We start from the raw sequence: 16,518 nt of genomic DNA on the forward strand, positions 1-16,518 counted from the left end.
ATGGTCCGTAGGTTAAAACAAGGATCTACTTTTGTCTGATGGAAATTTCGTTTATTCAATAGGTGAAGCATCACCGGAAACGATCCGTCAGTACATTCTTTCACCAGGCTAGTGTTTGTCACTTACATCCCACACACGCTAAGGCGATGAGTGGGTTTTACGTTCCTATATATAAAACCCATCTTTTGACCGAAATTAACGCCGTTAAGTTTTTTGCAAAAATGAAGATGAAACCCTGACTGGAAAAGTCCTCAAAAAATAGCTTCATTTTTCCTTGAAGAGAGAACAGATACTAGATATAACAAAAAATTCAGCACAGACTAATCAAACTTCTTTTATCCTATGGATCTTTAGGGCTATTCACCTAATTTTATCCCGAATCTCATTTAGTACAACGTGAACATCAGTAACCCCCTCAAGCGCAATTCCCTAACATTCGTCATTTTTGCCCTACTATTCACACAAACTACCCTAGGATTGTCCCAAGAAAACCCTGAGAAAATGGAATGGTTTCAGGAAGCAAAACTTGGGATCTTCATCCATTGGGGAATTTACTCAGTGAATGGCATAGACGAATCCTGGTCATTTTTCAATGATTACATCAGCTATGACGACTACATGAAGCAGCTTTCCGGTTTTAACGCATCCAAATATGATCCTGAAAAGTGGGCGAAACTGATTAAATCCAGTGGGGCTAAGTATGCTGTACTCACTGCAAAGCATCACGATGGTGTTGCGCTTTGGGACACTAAAGCCAATGATCTCTCTGTCGTGAAAAAGTCTCCTGCCGGAAAAGATTTAGTCTCTCCCTTTATAAAGGCTTTGGAAAAAGAGGGCTTAAAAAAAGGAGTTTATTTCTCTGTGTTGGACTGGTCCCACCCGGATTACGATAGAAATACGAGAGAGATCTACCGTTACAAAAATGATCCAGAACGCTTTCAGCGATTTGTAGACTTCAACTTCCAACAACTTGAAGAACTTTCCACTCAATTCAATCCGGATCTGTACTGGTTTGACGGAGATTGGGAACACTCACCTGAAGAATGGAGAAGTGCTGAGTTGAAGAAGAAATTGCAATCCTATAACCCTGATTTGATTATCAATTCCCGATTGGGACCAGGCTACGGAGATTACGATACACCAGAGCAGGGAGTACCAGTCACACATCCCAACAGCGAGTACTGGGAACTTTGTATGACGATGAACAACAGCTGGGGCTATCAGGATAACGATCATGCGTATAAATCACCAAGTGAGTTGCTCCGCATCTTTGTGGACTGCCTGCACATGGGAGGCAACCTTCTTCTAGACTTCGGGGCCAAACCAGACGGAAGTATTCCGGAAGAAGCCGAAAACATTCTAAATGAGTTTGGACGCTGGACATCCAAGCATGAATCTGCCATCTACACTACCCAAGCGGGAATTCCAGATGGCCACGTCTATGCCCCTACCACACTATCAAAGGATAAGACCATACTTTATATCTATTTGGATTATAAGGTAAATGAATCCCTTGCGATCAAAGGTCTGAAAAATAAAATCCAGCGTGTCTGGGTGGTCGGCAACGGTACTAAACTTCAAGCTAGAGAAGTAGGGAAACAATACTGGAGTGCGGTGCCTGGTATGAAATACATAGACATTCCTGATAATGCCTACGACAAAGACATCACTGTCTTGGCTGTATTACTGGATGGACCAGTGGATCTCTATCGTGAAAAAGGGCAGGTAATTGAGAGTAATTAGGAAAAATTCGCTCTTAGAAATGTGAGGACTTCCTTTATTCAACATTTAACGTTCGATATTCATAATTGAACAACCCCATCCAAAGAGGCTGAATTAAAAATTGTTCCAAATCACTACACCTCCTTTTTCCTTGATACCAATTAAAAGCCAAAAGGTCTCCCATTTACACAGGAGACCTTTTTCTATTACTTGGATGAAATTGCTTACGCTACCACTTTCTCAGCTAGCAATACTATCACATTATCTTTTACTTCCACTACTCCACCATCCACGATCATGGATTGCTTACCCTCCGGAGTGGTAAAGGAAACAGTGCCCTTTGCCAAAGCCGAAACGATCGGAGCGTGATTGTTCAGCACCTGAAATGATCCATTGGCACCAGGAAAACTGGCCTCGGATACTTCACCCTGAAATACTTTTTTGTCCGGTGTGACGATTTCTAAATGCATCTGATTCGGAATATAAAAAGCAAGCGACTAAGGAAATCCTATGCCGCTGCTCTGCTGTTTAATTATTTAACTTCTGCCAACATTTTCTCTCCCTTGGCGATGGCATCTTCGATGCTACCTACCAGGTTGAAAGCTCCCTCAGGAAGGTGATCTAACTCACCGTCCATAATCATGTTGAAGCCTTTGATGGTGTCTTTGATATCTACCAATACACCTTTCAAGCCCGTAAACTGCTCTGCTACGTGGAATGGCTGGGAAAGGAAACGCTGTACACGTCTTGCTCTGTGCACAACTTGCTTATCCTCTTCAGAAAGTTCTTCCATACCCAAAATTGCAATGATATCCTGCAACTCCTTGTAACGCTGAAGAATCTCTTTCACTCGCTGCGCACATCCGTAGTGCTCTTCACCCAAAATATCCGGAGAAAGAATTCTAGAAGTAGAATCCAAAGGATCCACCGCAGGATAAATTCCTAGCTCGGCAATCTTTCTAGACAAAACCGTAGTAGCATCCAAGTGGGCGAAGGTCGTCGCCGGAGCCGGGTCAGTCAAATCATCCGCTGGTACGTAAACTGCCTGTACCGAAGTAATGGAACCGTTCTTAGTAGAAGTAATACGCTCCTGCATGGTACCCATCTCAGTAGCCAAGGTCGGCTGATAACCTACCGCAGAAGGCATACGTCCAAGAAGTGCTGACACTTCAGAACCTGCCTGGGTAAAGCGGAAGATGTTGTCAATAAAGAACAGGATATCTTTACCTGCTCCTTCACCGTCTCCATCTCTATAATATTCCGCCAAAGTCAAACCTGTCAAGGCAACTCGTGCACGTGCCCCCGGAGGCTCGTTCATCTGACCGAAAACAAAGGTTGCTTTAGAGTCTTCTAATTTTTTCAAATCAACTTTAGAAAGATCCCATCCACCTTCTTCTTCAAGGCTATGGACGAAGTCATCACCGTAAGTCACGATGCCTGACTCGATCATTTCTCTCAATAAGTCATTTCCTTCTCTTGTTCTTTCACCTACACCTGCAAATACAGATAGACCGGCATATGCTTTCGCAATGTTGTTGATCAATTCCTGGATCAATACAGTCTTGCCTACACCGGCTCCACCGAACAATCCGATCTTACCGCCTTTTGCATAAGGTTCGATCAAGTCAATTACTTTGATCCCAGTAAAAAGTACTTCTGTTGCTGTAGAAAGATCCTCGAAACGGGGAGCAGCTCTGTGAATAGGAAGTCTTTTACCGGCTGGCACAGCTGGCAAACCATCAATAGCTTCTCCAACCACATTGAAAAGACGTCCTTTGATGCCTTCTCCTGTTGGAACTGAAATAGGAAGACCAAGATCCCTAACTTCCATGCCACGAACCATCCCTTCAGATGAGTCCATTGCGATAGTTCTCACCCGATCTTCGCCCAAGTGCTGTTGAACTTCCATTACGACCACTTGGCCATTTTCTTTGGTAACTTCTACCGCGTCAAGGATGTTTGGCAGCTTACCGCCTTCAAAGGAAACGTCCACTACGGGCCCGATCACTTGAGTTATCTTTCCAATATTTGCCATTTGATAATTGAAATGTAAAAAGGATATGCTTTTTGAATTCGACCGCAAAATTAAGCAGAAAAGACGAATACCAAAGGATATTTGGGAAATTAATCTGCTAAGGCTCAAATTTCAATTGCTTCTACGTATTCAGTCTTCCAATAGCATTGCCAACTGCTAAAGCAGGGACAGGAACATTCGCCATTCCTGTAAAAGCCAACTATTTTAAAGAATTTCAGCACTGTTTTTATTTGGATTCAATCTAGTTAAGAGTACATTTGCAGTGTATTTAAAATCAATCTAAATAATGATAAGAGGCTTTTTACCATTGATGCTTATAGTTTTTGCCGCATGCTCATCTTCTTCTAAGGAAGAAGAAACTATCCTCGCACGTAAAATCATCACTGCAGGAGGCACTATCACCGAGGTAGTAGACGCACTCGGCTACAGCGATCAGATCATCGCTACAGACATTACCTCCACCTATCCTGCCACTATGCAGAATCTCCCTTCCATTGGATACAGAAATCAAATCAAAGCGGAAGGAATTCTCGCACTAGGGCCAGACCTAGTTCTGATAGAAGAAGGTTATTTGAATCCCGCTGTAGTTGATCAGCTCCAAGCCGCTCAGGTGAGCATTGAGGTTTTCGCTAAACCTACTACAGTCGAAGGCACTAAAAAACTGGTCACAGAATTAGCTGGATTCTTTGAAGAGGAGGAAAAAGGCAAAGAAATAATCACAGCAATTGACAAGGATATTGCAACATTGAACGACTATTTAGAATCTGAAGAAACTAAACCGAAAGCAATTTTTTTAATGGCACGTGGTCCAGAGACAGTATTTATCGCAGGCGACAAGACCTTCGCTTCAGAAATGTTCAAATTGGCAGAAATTGAAGGAAGCGCCACGGGCTTCGACGAATTCGCACCGATGACTCCGGAATCCCTTGTTTCTATGAATCCTGAATATTTGGTGTTTTTTGAATCAGGGATTCAAAGTGTAGGTGGAAGTGAGGGCTTGGCCTCTATCCAGGGAATCGATCAGACCACAGCTTATAAAGAAGGGAATATCGTGTCCCTAGATGGACAATATCTTTCAGGTTTTGGACCTAGAGTAGGAAAAGCAGCATTAGACCTGGCCAAAGCCGTCCGCCAATAATTAAGTATGAATTTCGCCTTGAACCATACGAAGATCCAAAGTCAAAACCTCATCCTGATTGGGTTCGGTTTCGGCTTGGTATTGGTTCTGATCGCCTCCCTTTCTATGGGGGCTTATCGTATCCCATTCCCCCAGACTCTTGCAATCTTACTTGATCAACTTGGTATAAGTTTAGGAAGTTACGAAATGCAACAGTCCAACGTGCTATTGCAGATCCGTACTCCTAGAGTTCTTATGGCTATGCTGGTGGGCGGAGGATTAGGCATAGCGGGGGCAGCACTGCAAGGCATGTTCAGAAATCCTTTAGTCGAGCCGGGGCTGATCGGAGTGAGTACTGGTTCCGCCTTGTTTGCCGTGATTTTTATGGTGCTCATACCTACAGTTTCTTCATTGGCCTGGATCAAAATGCTTGGCTTGCCTCTATTTGCTTTTATCGGAGGGCTGATCTGTGTGACTTCGGTGTACCAACTTTCCAAATCACAGGGAAGAACGGATGCTGCCACCCTGATTTTGGCAGGAGTTGCCATCAATGCACTCGCAGCAGCTCTTATTGGACTTGTACTTTTTTTTGCAGACGATACGGCATTGCGAAGCTTTACTTTCTGGAGCTTAGGTGACCTGGGAGGGGCTATCTGGAGCAAAATCCCCGTAAGTCTGACGTTAATAGGAGTTCCTTCAATTTTATTACTGTTTAATTCCAGACAACTCAATGCACTGGCACTTGGTGAACAGGAGGCTTTCCATATGGGGGTCAACGTGCAGCAGGTAAAAATACGCCTACTTATTTGCAGTGCCTTGATCGTAGGTGTCGGTGTTTCCATGGTAGGAATGATTGGCTTTGTAGGCCTGGTGGTCCCTCATTTGATCCGGATACTATTCGGAGCAGACCATAGATTGGTGCTTCCAGGTTCATTTCTTCTGGGAGCAATACTTATGAATTTCGCGGATCTGATTGCAAGAATAATTGTCATTCCTGCCGAAATGCCGATCGGTGTGATTACCGCGCTGATCGGTGCACCTTTCTTTATCTGGCTTATTTTCAATCTCAATAAATCCAAAAACTGATGCTAAAAGCTTCACAAGTACATTTTTGCATCCGCCAAAGACCTATCCTAGATGAGGTGAGTATGGAATTGAGCCCTGGAGAAATCTTGGCAGTTTTGGGGCCAAATGGAGCCGGTAAGTCAACTTTTTTCAAAATCCTTTCAGGAGAAATCAAATGCAACCATGGTTCAGTAGGCTATAATGGACACGACATCCATAAACTCAAAGCCCGCGATCTCGCTGTTGTCCGGGCAGTAATGCCGCAACATACACAGGTCAATTTCGCCTTTACAGTTCAGGAAGTAGTGGAACTAGGCTTGATCAGCACCAAAGTAAAGCAGCCAGCCAAGCTGATCGAAGAAGTGTTGGAGGCGACAAATACATTCCATCTGAAAGAGCAGGTGTTCAACAATCTTTCCGGAGGAGAAAAACAACGTGTGCAGCTTGCCAGAGTACTGGTGCAAATCTGGGAAACCAAACCTTTTCCAAGGTATTTACTTCTGGACGAACCAACCTCCAGCCTGGACATTGCGCAGCAACATGCCGTGCTAAAGATCCTTCAAACGCTGAAAGCAAGAAACATCGGTATTCTGGTGATTCTACATGAGCTGAATCTTGCTGCCCAATACGCAGATAAAATTGCCTTGCTCAAGGATGGTCTGATCGCAAAAACCGGGACTGTGGAAGAAGTTCTGGAAGAAAAAATCCTGGAATATGTCTTTGATCACCCCATTCAATTAATTAAAAATCCTGTCACCGGCGGAGTGCTCATATCCGCGGCTGCACAGACACATACACCAATACCAACATTTAAACAAGCCTAAAATGGAAACTATCCAAGAATCCGCACAATCCCTGAAGCAAGCATGGGATAACCTAAAAGAAACCGAGCCGCAACTGAGAATACGTGATGCAGCTGCCAAACTTGGTGCGTCTGAAGCCCAACTTTTAGCTACAGGCATCGGGGCCAACGTGATCCGCTTGACCGATAACTTTACTGAGCAACTGGAAGAATTCCCCAAGCTGGGTCGGGTGATGTCCCTGACCAGAAGCGAGGGCTGTGTATTGGAGCATAAAGGCCCATTTCAGAAAATAGAAATGCACCAGGCAGGACCGCATAAGATTGCTACCGTGATTGGACCTATAGAGCAGCGGGTATTTTTCGCAGGCTGGAAATTTGGTTTTGCGGTGGTCACCGAAACTCCTCGCGGCACCATGAAAAGCTTGCAGTACTTTGATAAAGCCGGCGAAGCGATCATGAAAGTCTACTTGCAGGAAAAATCTAACCCGGAAGCTTATGAGGAATTGGTGAGAAACAATACCGCTCCGGATCAGTCGATGGAACTGGAACTGGAGACTTTCCCAGCCCCTGAATACGTAAGCAAAGAAGAATTGGACTTCGAGGGGTTTTCCAAAGACTGGGAAACGATGAAAGATACGCACGACTTCTTCGGAATGCTCCGCAAATACAAACTGAACAGGCAAGATGCAGTAAAGTGGATTGATGATAAATGGGCGTATGAAGTGGACAGACTTTCCGCACGTAAAATCGTAGAAACTGCCGCTGAGACCAAGCTTCCGATTATGATTTTCGCAGGAAACAAAGGCAATATCCAAATCCACCAAGGTAAGGTGCAGACTATCCGTCAGATGGGTGATTGGCTGAATGTACTTGATCCGGATTTCTATATGCACCTGAATGAAAATGTAGTGGACAAAGCCTACGTAGTCCATAAGAACACAGAAGACGGCTTGGTGTCTGCCGTGGAGCTTTTCGACAAAGAAGGTGAAATGGTCGCTCAATTCTTCGGATTGAGAAAACCGGGACTTCCCCAAAAACCTGAGTGGAAAGCATTGGTGGATAGTCTTTAACTAATTATCGGACGGGAGTTTCGGCTCCCGTCATTTCAAAAAATTTTATGCACATGCATAGATTTGATCTAAATAAACACTCCTCCCTTCTGCTACTCCTGATGTTGGCAATGCCAATTAGCGTATACGCCCAATCGGTATGGAAAGGCAAAGTGGTGGATACTAATGGAGCTGGGGTTCCACATGCCACGATTTGGCTACAAGATTCCAAAGGAGAAGTGGCTGATGAGCAGGGTAATTTTACACTAACAGAACCCCCTAAAGATGGTAGAATCAAAATCTCTGCCGTAGGATTTGAAACCATCGTAGCAAACTGGCCAGCAGGAGTAACCGCGGCAACCTTTCCACTTGTAGCGGCAACCTCTGATCTGGAGACCGTGGTTGTAACGGGAAGTTTTGAACCACAATCTGCCAGACAGTCGGTCTATCAGGTACGGGCAATTAGCTCGGAAGTCATCCAAAACCGTGCTCCAAGCACTATTCAGGAGGTACTCAACACAGAATTAGGCATTCGCTTTTCACAGGACAATGCGCTAGGATCAAGCAATCTTGAGCTACTTGGTATGTCTGGTCAAAACGTGAAAATCCTGATTGACGGCATTCCGATGGTCGGACGTCAGGGAACTTCCAACGAAATCAACATCAACCAGATAGACATCAACCGCATCGACCGAGTGGAGATCGTGGAAGGTCCGATGTCAGTGGTCTATGGCGCAGATGCGTTAGCTGGTGTCATTAACATTATCACCAAGTCAGACGCATCAAAAACATTCGATCTAAAAGCCCGAATTCAGGAAGAAACCGTCGGTAATGAGTACAACCCATTTGATGGGAAAGGCACTCATATCAGAAGTGTGACAGGAAGCTATAGCTTAAAAAACTGGGACTTTGGGGCTTCATTTTCACAGAACAATTTCGGAGGATGGAAAGGCGAAAAAACCGGAAGAGATTACGAATGGCTACCAAAAGATCAGAACTTCCTAAACCTAAAAGCTGGCTGGGGAAATGAATCTCTAAATCTGGAATATCAACTGGACTTTCTGGATGAAACAGTTTTCGCTTATGGGCCTGATGCACGATTGGAGGTACTGGATCAGGAATTTATCACTAGTCGATGGATGCATAGACTGAGCGGAAGATGGGATTCCCATTCCAACTTTGGACTGACCTGGCAAGGGGCATTCACTGAGTATACCCGAGACACTGAGACCTGGGTAAGCAATGTGCGAACCGGAGAACACTACCAGTCCCAGGCACCCGGAGCGAATACAACCTTAGACTACGCTGGATTTAGCTGGAGAGTGATCGGGGATTGGAAGCTTTCACAAAAATTCAAACTACAGCCCGGGATCGATTTGAACACCGAAACCGGGTCCGGTGAAAGAATTGTTGAAAATGAAGGTATTCAGGACTATGCGATATTCCTCTCTGGAGAATGGTCTCCTTTTGCATCGGTAAAAATCAAGCCAGGTCTTCGCAAAAGCTGGAATTCTGCCTACGATGCACCGGCACTGATCCCGTCGTTGAACACCAAATTTGCGCTGAATGAATACCTGGATTTCAGATTGGCTTATGCGAATGGATTTAGAGCCCCTTCTATCCGCGAGTTGTATTTCAACTTCTTTGATGCAAGTCACAGCATCACGGGCAATCCAGATCTGAAAGCAGAAACTTCCAATAGCTTTAATGGCTCCCTGGACTGGAAAACCCAGCTAAATCCGGAATGGAAGATTTCCACAGTTTTAGGAGCTTTCTACAACGATGTAAAAGACCGAATCGCCTATGGTCAGGATCCCAACAATATTCAAGTCACTACGCTTTTCAATGTAGAAAGGTATAAGACCGCAGGTTTTACGCTCAACCATACGGAGTCCTTCAAAAATCTCTCTGTCAATGTGGGATTCTCATACATCGGCAGATACAATCTCCTTTCTGAACAACAGGTTATCGTACCTCAAATGAGCTGGACTCCAGAAGTAAATACAAACCTGACTTATCAGTTCTTGCCATGGAAAACCACAGCGACCCTTTACTATAAATGGACAGGTGAGCTTCCCGGATACGAGACCGTCACCGATTCAGACGGCAATCCCTCAGCCAGAGAAATCATGTTGGACGGATACCATTGGATGGATATTTCTCTCAAAAAAGACATAGGCAAACATCTCTCGGTCAATGCCGGAGCAAGAAACATTCTCGATGTGAAGCAAATAAGCAGCACTTCCACCGGAAGTGACGCTCATGGAACAGGCACACAAAGACCGGTAGGCTATGGAAGATCATATTTCCTCGGCCTCACCTATAATTTAAATAAATAACTAATTCTCCAAACTTAAACACAATGCAACAGTATCGTTTTCTAACTCTTACAGCCCTGCTGGCTGGCGTAACACTCCTTTCTTCCTGCGGTGAAGATGATCCAGCCCCGATAGTAGTGCCTCCTACAGAATCCGGAATAATCGAAGTTGACGGTGGCGGAGCCACTTATCCAAACACAGCTTATATACAGTTCCGTACCGGAACCCAAACTGCAGTAGCCAGAGAATCATGGGATCTTGCCTTCGCTACCGGATCTGACTTCAAAGTGTTGATCAACGGCACTACAGGGGCAATGGCTTCTGCCACCGGAGAAACTGATATCAATGCGGTATCTGCTGCGGATATGAGTGCAGCTGACTCCGCAGCTATTACTTTTTCTGTTCCTAATAGCGTTGGGATTGTACATGTGGATGATGTTTCTAATCCACTCGCCGCCCCTGTCATCTCAGCAATCAGCTCTACCGAAGCGAGCAATGAAGTTTATATCCTAAATAGGGGTTCTAGTGCGGCAACAGAAAGACCCTGGAAAAAAATCAGAATTATCAGAAACGGTGAGGGCTATACGCTTCAGCATGCCAACGCGGACGGAACTGACGTTATATCTGTGGACATCACAAAAGACAGTGATCTCAACTTTGTCTACTTCAGTTTTGAAGATGGAATCGTAAATGTAGAACCGGGTAAGAATTCTTGGGATATTGCTTGGACTGCGGGAACCTCATCCACGAACTTTGGCGGAGGACCTATACCCTATTTCTATCAGGATTTAGTTTATCATAATATCTATGGAGGATCAGCTGCTGCAGAAGTACTTGAAGAGGATATCGCCTACGAAAACTTTACAGAACAAGATGCTGAAACTTTGACTTTTAGTACCGCTGATAGATTGACGATCGGTTCGAGCTGGAGGACAACACAGCCTTCAGAAACTACTCCTCCGCAAGCTTTTGATACAATATATTATATAGTAAAAGACGCAGAAGGCAACATCTACAAAGTAAGATTCCTTTCACTCACCAAAGACGGAGAAAGAGGCAGGCCAAGCTTGGAATTTGAGCTTGTATCAGATGCCAAATAATAATTATTAGGTTCAATATTTCGGAAAGGCCAAGGATAGCGAAAGCTGTTCTTGGTTTTTTTATGCCATTTTTTTACCGCAGGGGTCGCGGAGTTTGGCGCAGGGGAATGCCAATTTACAGTTATCCTGCTTTTCCAGAAGCTGGACTTTCACTAGCATCTCCTTGTTAAATACCAAATCAAGATGGTTGTCTTTGCAATTAGACCATTTAGTGAATTTGCTCTCTGCGGAAAACTTTGTCCCCTTAGTGGTTAAACCATCAATCCAACACTCTTCTCGCAAATAAAAATGCCTTTGCCCAGTAATTATTGCTCAAATAATCCTCGGATACACCCAGAGAAGTAGAAGAATGGATAAAACGTACATCTCCACGCGAGGTCTCTGTCACAATTCCTGAGTGAGTGACCTGTTTCCTTCTTTTACCAGTCGCAAAAAACAGGACATCCCCTGGCCTGATCTCATTGCTACGAATGCTTTTGCCCATTTTGCTTTGGTCTGCCGAAATTCTAGGCATTGTAACCCCTACGGAATAGAAAGAATGATATACTAAAGCGGAGCAATCCATCCCCGAGCGAGTAGTTCCGCCATACCTATAAGGAGTTCCTGTATAGCTTCTAGCAGTCTGGATCACAGTATTAAAAGGCTCATTCGCTGCTTTCTTTTTGGATGCGCAAGATGCTGCAAGCATCAATCCCAAAACAAGAAAAAAGGCGGTAAACCGGAATTGTTTGCGCAGCATAGTGGTTTTTGTTCTTTCAAGTATAAGCCGAAGCCGAACAGGAATCAATCTTTTTTGACAAAAAAAGCGTTTCATTTCCTTACCTTAACGAAAGCAATTGAAGATTATGAGCAAAGAAGAATTCGCCAACCTTCCTTTCCACAAAAAAATAACCACCCTCTACTCAGAAGGCACCTTCGTAGTGGGCATTCGTTATTACAAACACAAGGTGAATTTGTATTTGTTGGAAAATGAATATGTGGAAGTCTTCTACAACCATAAGCAGGACAAAATCGATAAAATTGACTTTTTGCCACGTGATCATACCCGAATGAAATTCTATTTGGATCAAATTAAGCTGGCGTGATATTTTCCTCAGATGTATGAAGAATAATACGCTGATGATAGCAGATTCTTTTCAAGCTATCCCTAATCTGCGCTGATCTATGTTAGTTATCCGTGACAATTTGCGGGAAATCACAGAAAATTCTAGTAATTCGTATAGTAAATTTTATACCCATGAAGAAAAAAATTGCCCTCGTGACAGGCGGATATACCGGAGAGTCTGTGATCTCATTGAAAAGTGCCGCTGTAGTGGAAAAAACCATCGATAAAGGTCTTTATGATGTATATAAAATCCTGATCTATCCCGGCGATTGGCATTTCCTAAGTGCGGCAGGAGAAAAAATCCCCGTGGATTTGAATGATTTCAGTATTAGGATTGGCGATGACAAAATCACATTTGACGGAGTCTTCAATATCCTGCATGGTTCACCTGGAGAAGACGGGAAACTTGCAGGTTATTTCGACATGATCGGTATCCCATACACTACCTGTGACCAACTGAGCTCTGCCATTACGATGAATAAGGGCTACACTAAAGCTATCGTGGATGACATTGAGGAACTGCATATTGCCAAATCACTTCAGCTTTTTGAAAACTCAGTTGAAAATCTCAAGCGAGTGGAGGATGAGTTGACTTTACCTCTCTTCATCAAACCGAATAATGGCGGCAGTTCTATTGGAATGTCTAAGGTAAAAATCTGGGAAGAATTGCCGGAAGCCTTGGAAAAAGCCTTTACAGAAGATAAGCAGGTGTTGGTGGAAGAATTCGTGTCCGGTCGTGAATTCTCTATTGGTTGCTACAAAGGTAAAGGGGAGATCACCGTTCTTCCCGCAACTGAGATAGTAAGCAGTAAGGAGTTCTTTGATTTCGAAGCCAAATACGTTGCAGGAGTAACAGAGGAAATTACTCCAGGCCGAATGAATGAAGAAGAGATCGCACGGGTAAATCGTATCATCCCGAAGATATATGCTAAACTTAACTGCAAAGGAGCAATCCGTGTAGATTACTTCCTCCAAAATGGAACAGGGAAATTTTACTTTATAGAAGTAAACACCGTGCCTGGCCAAACTGAAACCAGTCTTATTTCCCAACAAGTTAGGGCTGTTGGAATGGAAGTGAGGGACTTTTATACAGAGTTGATAGAGGAGATGTTTTGATTTTTTGATTAATTCTCAAAAAATACATACGTAATAAGTTAAACAATTGATATTTTCTTTGGTAATAAACTTTAGAAGCGAAATACTATTCTTTCATGGTGGTTTAGATCTATATCCCAACTAACTTAAGGGTAGAACCGAAAAATAAAGCTCAAAAAAATAGCAGTTGGGGTTTTCCAACTGCCATTTTTTTTGGTTTGATATTTTTCAAATTAAAGATCGAATATGGACTTTATTCTATCCACATAGTCTAGTTTTTCCCAGGTAAAAAGTTCCACATCCAAGGTAATTTCATCTCTGTAGGGAGAAAGGAAAGTTTTCGTCACTACTTCATTTTGTCTTCCCATGTGACCGTAAGCCGCTGTTTCCTCATATATAGGATTACGTAACTTCAGGCGCTGCTCGATAGCATAAGGACGCATATCGAAGAGCTCTTCTATTTTCTTGGCAATCGCTCCATCGTTCATATCCACTTTGGCAGTACCGTAGGTGTTGATGTAAATACCCATTGGCTTAGCAACTCCAATAGCATAGGAAACTTGCACCAACACTTCATCCGCAAGACCTGCTGCTACCATGTTCTTTGCAATATGTCTCGTAGCATAAGCAGCAGAACGATCAACCTTTGAAGGATCTTTCCCAGAGAAAGCTCCTCCTCCGTGAGCACCTTTACCGCCGTAAGTGTCCACAATGATTTTTCTTCCTGTCAAACCTGTATCTCCATGAGGCCCTCCGATTACAAATTTACCGGTCGGATTAATGTGGTATTTTATCTCTGGGGTGAAAAGCTTCTGGATTTCCGGCTTCAATTTCGCAATGACCCGAGGGATCAAAATTGTGATAATATCTGACTTGATTTTGGCAAGCATTGCCTTTTCTTCATCAAAATCATCATGCTGAGTAGAGACTACAATTGCCTCAATTCTCTGAGGCACATTATCATCGCTGTATTCTATAGTCACTTGTGCCTTAGAATCAGGGCGTATATAGGTGATGTCTTTATTTTCTCTTCTTAAATCAGCCAGCTCACGGAGGATCATATGCGAAAGATCCAAGGCTAAAGGCATGTAGTTCTCTGTTTCATTGGTAGCATAACCGAACATCATTCCCTGATCACCTGCTCCTTGCTCCTCTGGGCTTTGGCGGACTACGCCTTGGTTGATTTCAGATGATTGTTCATGGATTGCAGAAAGCACACCGCAAGAGTTACCTTCAAACATGTACTCACTCTTTGTATAGCCAATTCGATTGATCACATCACGGGCGATTTTCTGCACATCAAGGTAGATATCAGAATTTACCTCTCCAGCCAAAAACACCTGCCCGGTCGTCACCAGCGTCTCACAAGCTACTTTGGAATTAGGGTCAAAAGCCAAAAAATTGTCAATTAACGCGTCAGAGATTTGATCTGCGATTTTATCCGGATGCCCCTCAGAAACGGACTCTGAGGTAAATAGATATGCCATAAATAAATGTTGGTAATGCGTATAATAAAGGAAGCCCAAAAATACGTGAACTGGGTGAAATAAAAAATTGAAAACTTAAAACTGGGGGAGTTTTAAAGTGTGCATAATTTAATATCCCAACTGAAATTCTGTAACTGTTCATATCTGAAAAGGAACTTTTAATCTTCTGGGTTGTACGAGAAATCTACTTTTAACAATTTTGATCCTTCTGTTGTTTGGTTGTTCGAAAGAAACTGAAGAGCAAGAGCCACTTCCCGTCGGTTCAACGTGTAATCCTAAAGACATTTGCCACTATGATCTGAGTGACAAGTCCGGAGCCAATGATTTATTTAGCAGCTGGGAGTTTAAAGGATTTCAGGACATCACCACCGATCAAAGGACATTGGACAATCTGACTTACCTGGCAAAAACAGCTGTATTTGCAGGTGGAGGTGAAGATTACGCGAATCTTTTTAAAGTAACTTTTCAGCTTTCTAAAGAGGCCTCCGACTTGTCAGAATGCCAGAATTTGGCTGCTTTCAACCTCAGAACATTAATAAATAAAATCACGGGGTGGTATTCCAGCAATGAGCCAGGACAACTCTCAATTGTTGCTCCCGAAAAAGGAATAGAATTTATACCAAATCATGCTTCTAGCACTTTCCCTGTATTGCAATTTGAAGCTGCCTTTTTAAAAGCGAGCGAGTCGGTAGAATCCTATGAAATAAAAAGCAACAAACTCTATTTGACATCAAAAGAGATAAACGAAAAACTCCTTTTTATCGCTATTGAAGATTGACTGGATCTAGTGAGCCTCATATTTTTTTAAAATTTCCTTCCTAATGCTTACGGCTCATAAAAATAAACCGAAGGTATAATGAGAATTGCATTATATGCACCATGAAACCATACCGAGAACCAGATCCCATGCTTTAAACGGATATAGCTAAGAATCAGCCCTATGAAAAACTGAGCTGCTACCAGGACAGGAATCCAGTAAAAGTGGTCTGCTAATTCAAAATTAGAAAAGTTTCCCAAATGGATTAGAGCGAAGAAAATTGAGGACGTATAGATTACAAATTTGAGATTGGGCGGTCGATCGCGAAATACTTTTACAAGTAGAAAAACTAGATAAATAATAAATAAAGCTGATACATACCATTGCTGACTAATCAATAGAATAGACATACCTAGTCCCCACCAAATAGATGTTATTTTTAAGTCAAGGTGAAGTCTAAAAATCTGTTCCTCTAGTAAAGGTGCCATAAAAATAGCTGCAATAACTACCAGCCATTTGTTTTCTGCAAGCATCTCCTCCATTATCGAATCAAATTGGTCCACACCCAACCATTTCAGCAAAACTGAAAAGGGAATTACCAAAGCCAATGCAACCACTAGCAAAACAAAAAAACTTTTTGCCGACATTTTAGTGTAGGACTCAGACTTAATTGGATTTTTTAAGAATGCTAGAAAATCTTGAAAAATAGGGTGAATCATTTGAAAGAGTTCTGTGTCAACGAAAAACAAGTAAACATCCACTATTTACTAAAGAATACTTAGTCACCCAACCTAAATTCAATTTTTAAACTTCTTATTCTCAACTCTTAAGTATAGATAAAATCGCAGCTATTCCTAAATATAAAA

The 16,518-nt window shown here is 42.9% G+C and carries 15 protein-coding genes; 10 read left to right on the forward strand and 5 right to left on the reverse strand.

The genetic code is table 11. The annotated features are described in order from the left end of the window. The first annotated feature begins 501 nt into the window (after window positions 1–501). Complete coding sequence (locus tag AS141_RS06215; protein ID WP_082632231.1) at window positions 502–1,743, forward strand: alpha-L-fucosidase; 1,242 nt, start codon at window positions 502–504, stop codon at window positions 1,741–1,743. A 203-nt stretch (window positions 1,744–1,946) separates the two neighbouring features. Here AS141_RS06215 and atpC read toward each other — a convergent pair whose 3' ends face one another. Together atpC and atpD are read right to left on the reverse strand one after the other, a co-directional pair. Then, on the reverse strand, window positions 1,947–2,192 hold the full coding sequence (atpC, locus tag AS141_RS06220) for an ATP synthase F1 subunit epsilon (protein WP_057936785.1): 246 nt from the start codon (window positions 2,190–2,192) through the stop codon (window positions 1,947–1,949). A 62-nt stretch (window positions 2,193–2,254) separates the two neighbouring features. Continuing rightward, window positions 2,255–3,757 carry a F0F1 ATP synthase subunit beta gene (atpD, locus tag AS141_RS06225; protein WP_057936786.1) on the reverse strand — a complete coding sequence of 501 codons (1,503 nt, stop codon included), beginning with the start codon at window positions 3,755–3,757 and terminating at the stop codon, window positions 2,255–2,257. A gap of 286 nt (window positions 3,758–4,043) precedes the next feature. On the opposite strand from atpD, the gene AS141_RS06230 reads away from it, so the two are divergent. From AS141_RS06230 to AS141_RS06255, 6 genes are read left to right on the forward strand one after another with little or no spacing between them, the layout of a single operon-like run. Beyond that, window positions 4,044–4,895, forward strand: coding sequence for a heme/hemin ABC transporter substrate-binding protein (locus tag AS141_RS06230; RefSeq protein ID WP_057936787.1), 852 nt, complete (start codon window positions 4,044–4,046; stop codon window positions 4,893–4,895). Between the two features lie 6 nt (window positions 4,896–4,901). Further along, entirely contained in the window at window positions 4,902–5,960 is a 1,059-nt protein-coding gene (locus AS141_RS06235; protein ID WP_057936788.1) for a FecCD family ABC transporter permease, read from the forward strand. Continuing rightward, a complete protein-coding gene (locus AS141_RS06240) occupies window positions 5,960–6,763 on the forward strand; it encodes a heme ABC transporter ATP-binding protein (RefSeq protein ID WP_057936789.1) in 804 nt (267 codons plus the stop codon). Before AS141_RS06235 ends, AS141_RS06240 begins: the two co-directional genes overlap by 1 nt. Window position 6,764: 1 nt before the next feature. Then, on the forward strand, window positions 6,765–7,811 hold the full coding sequence (locus AS141_RS06245) for a hemin-degrading factor (RefSeq protein WP_057936790.1): 1,047 nt from the start codon (window positions 6,765–6,767) through the stop codon (window positions 7,809–7,811). A 53-nt stretch (window positions 7,812–7,864) separates the two neighbouring features. After that, the gene (locus AS141_RS06250; protein WP_057936791.1) at window positions 7,865–10,129 is read left to right on the forward strand and encodes a TonB-dependent receptor; all 2,265 of its coding nucleotides are present in this window, start codon (window positions 7,865–7,867) and stop codon (window positions 10,127–10,129) included. Between the two features lie 23 nt (window positions 10,130–10,152). Further along, window positions 10,153–11,208: an HmuY family protein gene (locus AS141_RS06255; RefSeq protein WP_057936792.1), complete on the forward strand. Its 1,056-nt coding sequence runs from the start codon at window positions 10,153–10,155 to the stop codon at window positions 11,206–11,208. A gap of 259 nt (window positions 11,209–11,467) precedes the next feature. Here the strand turns inward: AS141_RS06255 and AS141_RS06265 are convergent, their stop codons facing one another. Then, window positions 11,468–11,947 carry a C40 family peptidase gene (locus tag AS141_RS06265; RefSeq protein ID WP_057937223.1) on the reverse strand — a complete coding sequence of 160 codons (480 nt, stop codon included), beginning with the start codon at window positions 11,945–11,947 and terminating at the stop codon, window positions 11,468–11,470. Window positions 11,948–12,053: 106 nt separating this feature from the next. On the opposite strand from AS141_RS06265, the gene AS141_RS06270 reads away from it, so the two are divergent. Both AS141_RS06270 and AS141_RS06275 read left to right on the forward strand, forming a co-directional pair. After that, on the forward strand, window positions 12,054–12,293 hold the full coding sequence (locus tag AS141_RS06270; protein ID WP_057936794.1) for a hypothetical protein: 240 nt from the start codon (window positions 12,054–12,056) through the stop codon (window positions 12,291–12,293). A gap of 152 nt (window positions 12,294–12,445) precedes the next feature. After that, window positions 12,446–13,429: a D-alanine--D-alanine ligase gene (locus AS141_RS06275; RefSeq protein ID WP_057936795.1), complete on the forward strand. Its 984-nt coding sequence runs from the start codon at window positions 12,446–12,448 to the stop codon at window positions 13,427–13,429. A gap of 212 nt (window positions 13,430–13,641) precedes the next feature. On the opposite strand, the gene metK is transcribed toward AS141_RS06275, so the two are convergent. Next, complete coding sequence (gene metK, locus AS141_RS06280; RefSeq protein WP_057936796.1) at window positions 13,642–14,895, reverse strand: methionine adenosyltransferase; 1,254 nt, start codon at window positions 14,893–14,895, stop codon at window positions 13,642–13,644. Between the two features lie 199 nt (window positions 14,896–15,094). Here metK and AS141_RS06285 point away from each other — a divergent pair, with 199 nt between their 5' ends. Next, window positions 15,095–15,673 (forward strand): hypothetical protein, encoded by a 579-nt coding sequence (locus tag AS141_RS06285; protein WP_157243406.1) that lies wholly within the window; start codon window positions 15,095–15,097, stop codon window positions 15,671–15,673. 47 nt (window positions 15,674–15,720) lie between these two features. Here AS141_RS06285 and AS141_RS06290 read toward each other — a convergent pair whose 3' ends face one another. Beyond that, window positions 15,721–16,413 carry a CPBP family glutamic-type intramembrane protease gene (locus AS141_RS06290; protein ID WP_232424836.1) on the reverse strand — a complete coding sequence of 231 codons (693 nt, stop codon included), beginning with the start codon at window positions 16,411–16,413 and terminating at the stop codon, window positions 15,721–15,723. Window positions 16,414–16,518: the final 105 nt, after the last annotated feature.

It is taken from the genome of Algoriphagus resistens, from assembly GCF_001442615.1.
In the GTDB taxonomy this organism is placed as follows: Bacteria; Bacteroidota; Bacteroidia; order Cytophagales; family Cyclobacteriaceae; genus Algoriphagus; species Algoriphagus resistens.

Coding starts and splice junctions, on each gene's coding strand:
- AS141_RS06215 (WP_082632231.1), top strand. CDS start 502: ATGGAATGGTTTCAGGAAGCAAAACTTGGGATCTTCATCCATTGGGGA.
- atpC (WP_057936785.1), bottom strand. CDS start 2,192: ATGCATTTAGAAATCGTCACACCGGACAAAAAAGTATTTCAGGGTGAA.
- atpD (WP_057936786.1), bottom strand. CDS start 3,757: ATGGCAAATATTGGAAAGATAACTCAAGTGATCGGGCCCGTAGTGGAC.
- AS141_RS06230 (WP_057936787.1), top strand. CDS start 4,044: ATGATAAGAGGCTTTTTACCATTGATGCTTATAGTTTTTGCCGCATGC.
- AS141_RS06235 (WP_057936788.1), top strand. CDS start 4,902: ATGAATTTCGCCTTGAACCATACGAAGATCCAAAGTCAAAACCTCATC.
- AS141_RS06240 (WP_057936789.1), top strand. CDS start 5,960: ATGCTAAAAGCTTCACAAGTACATTTTTGCATCCGCCAAAGACCTATC.
- AS141_RS06245 (WP_057936790.1), top strand. CDS start 6,765: ATGGAAACTATCCAAGAATCCGCACAATCCCTGAAGCAAGCATGGGAT.
- AS141_RS06250 (WP_057936791.1), top strand. CDS start 7,865: ATGCATAGATTTGATCTAAATAAACACTCCTCCCTTCTGCTACTCCTG.
- AS141_RS06255 (WP_057936792.1), top strand. CDS start 10,153: ATGCAACAGTATCGTTTTCTAACTCTTACAGCCCTGCTGGCTGGCGTA.
- AS141_RS06265 (WP_057937223.1), bottom strand. CDS start 11,947: ATGCTGCGCAAACAATTCCGGTTTACCGCCTTTTTTCTTGTTTTGGGA.
- AS141_RS06270 (WP_057936794.1), top strand. CDS start 12,054: ATGAGCAAAGAAGAATTCGCCAACCTTCCTTTCCACAAAAAAATAACC.
- AS141_RS06275 (WP_057936795.1), top strand. CDS start 12,446: ATGAAGAAAAAAATTGCCCTCGTGACAGGCGGATATACCGGAGAGTCT.
- metK (WP_057936796.1), bottom strand. CDS start 14,895: ATGGCATATCTATTTACCTCAGAGTCCGTTTCTGAGGGGCATCCGGAT.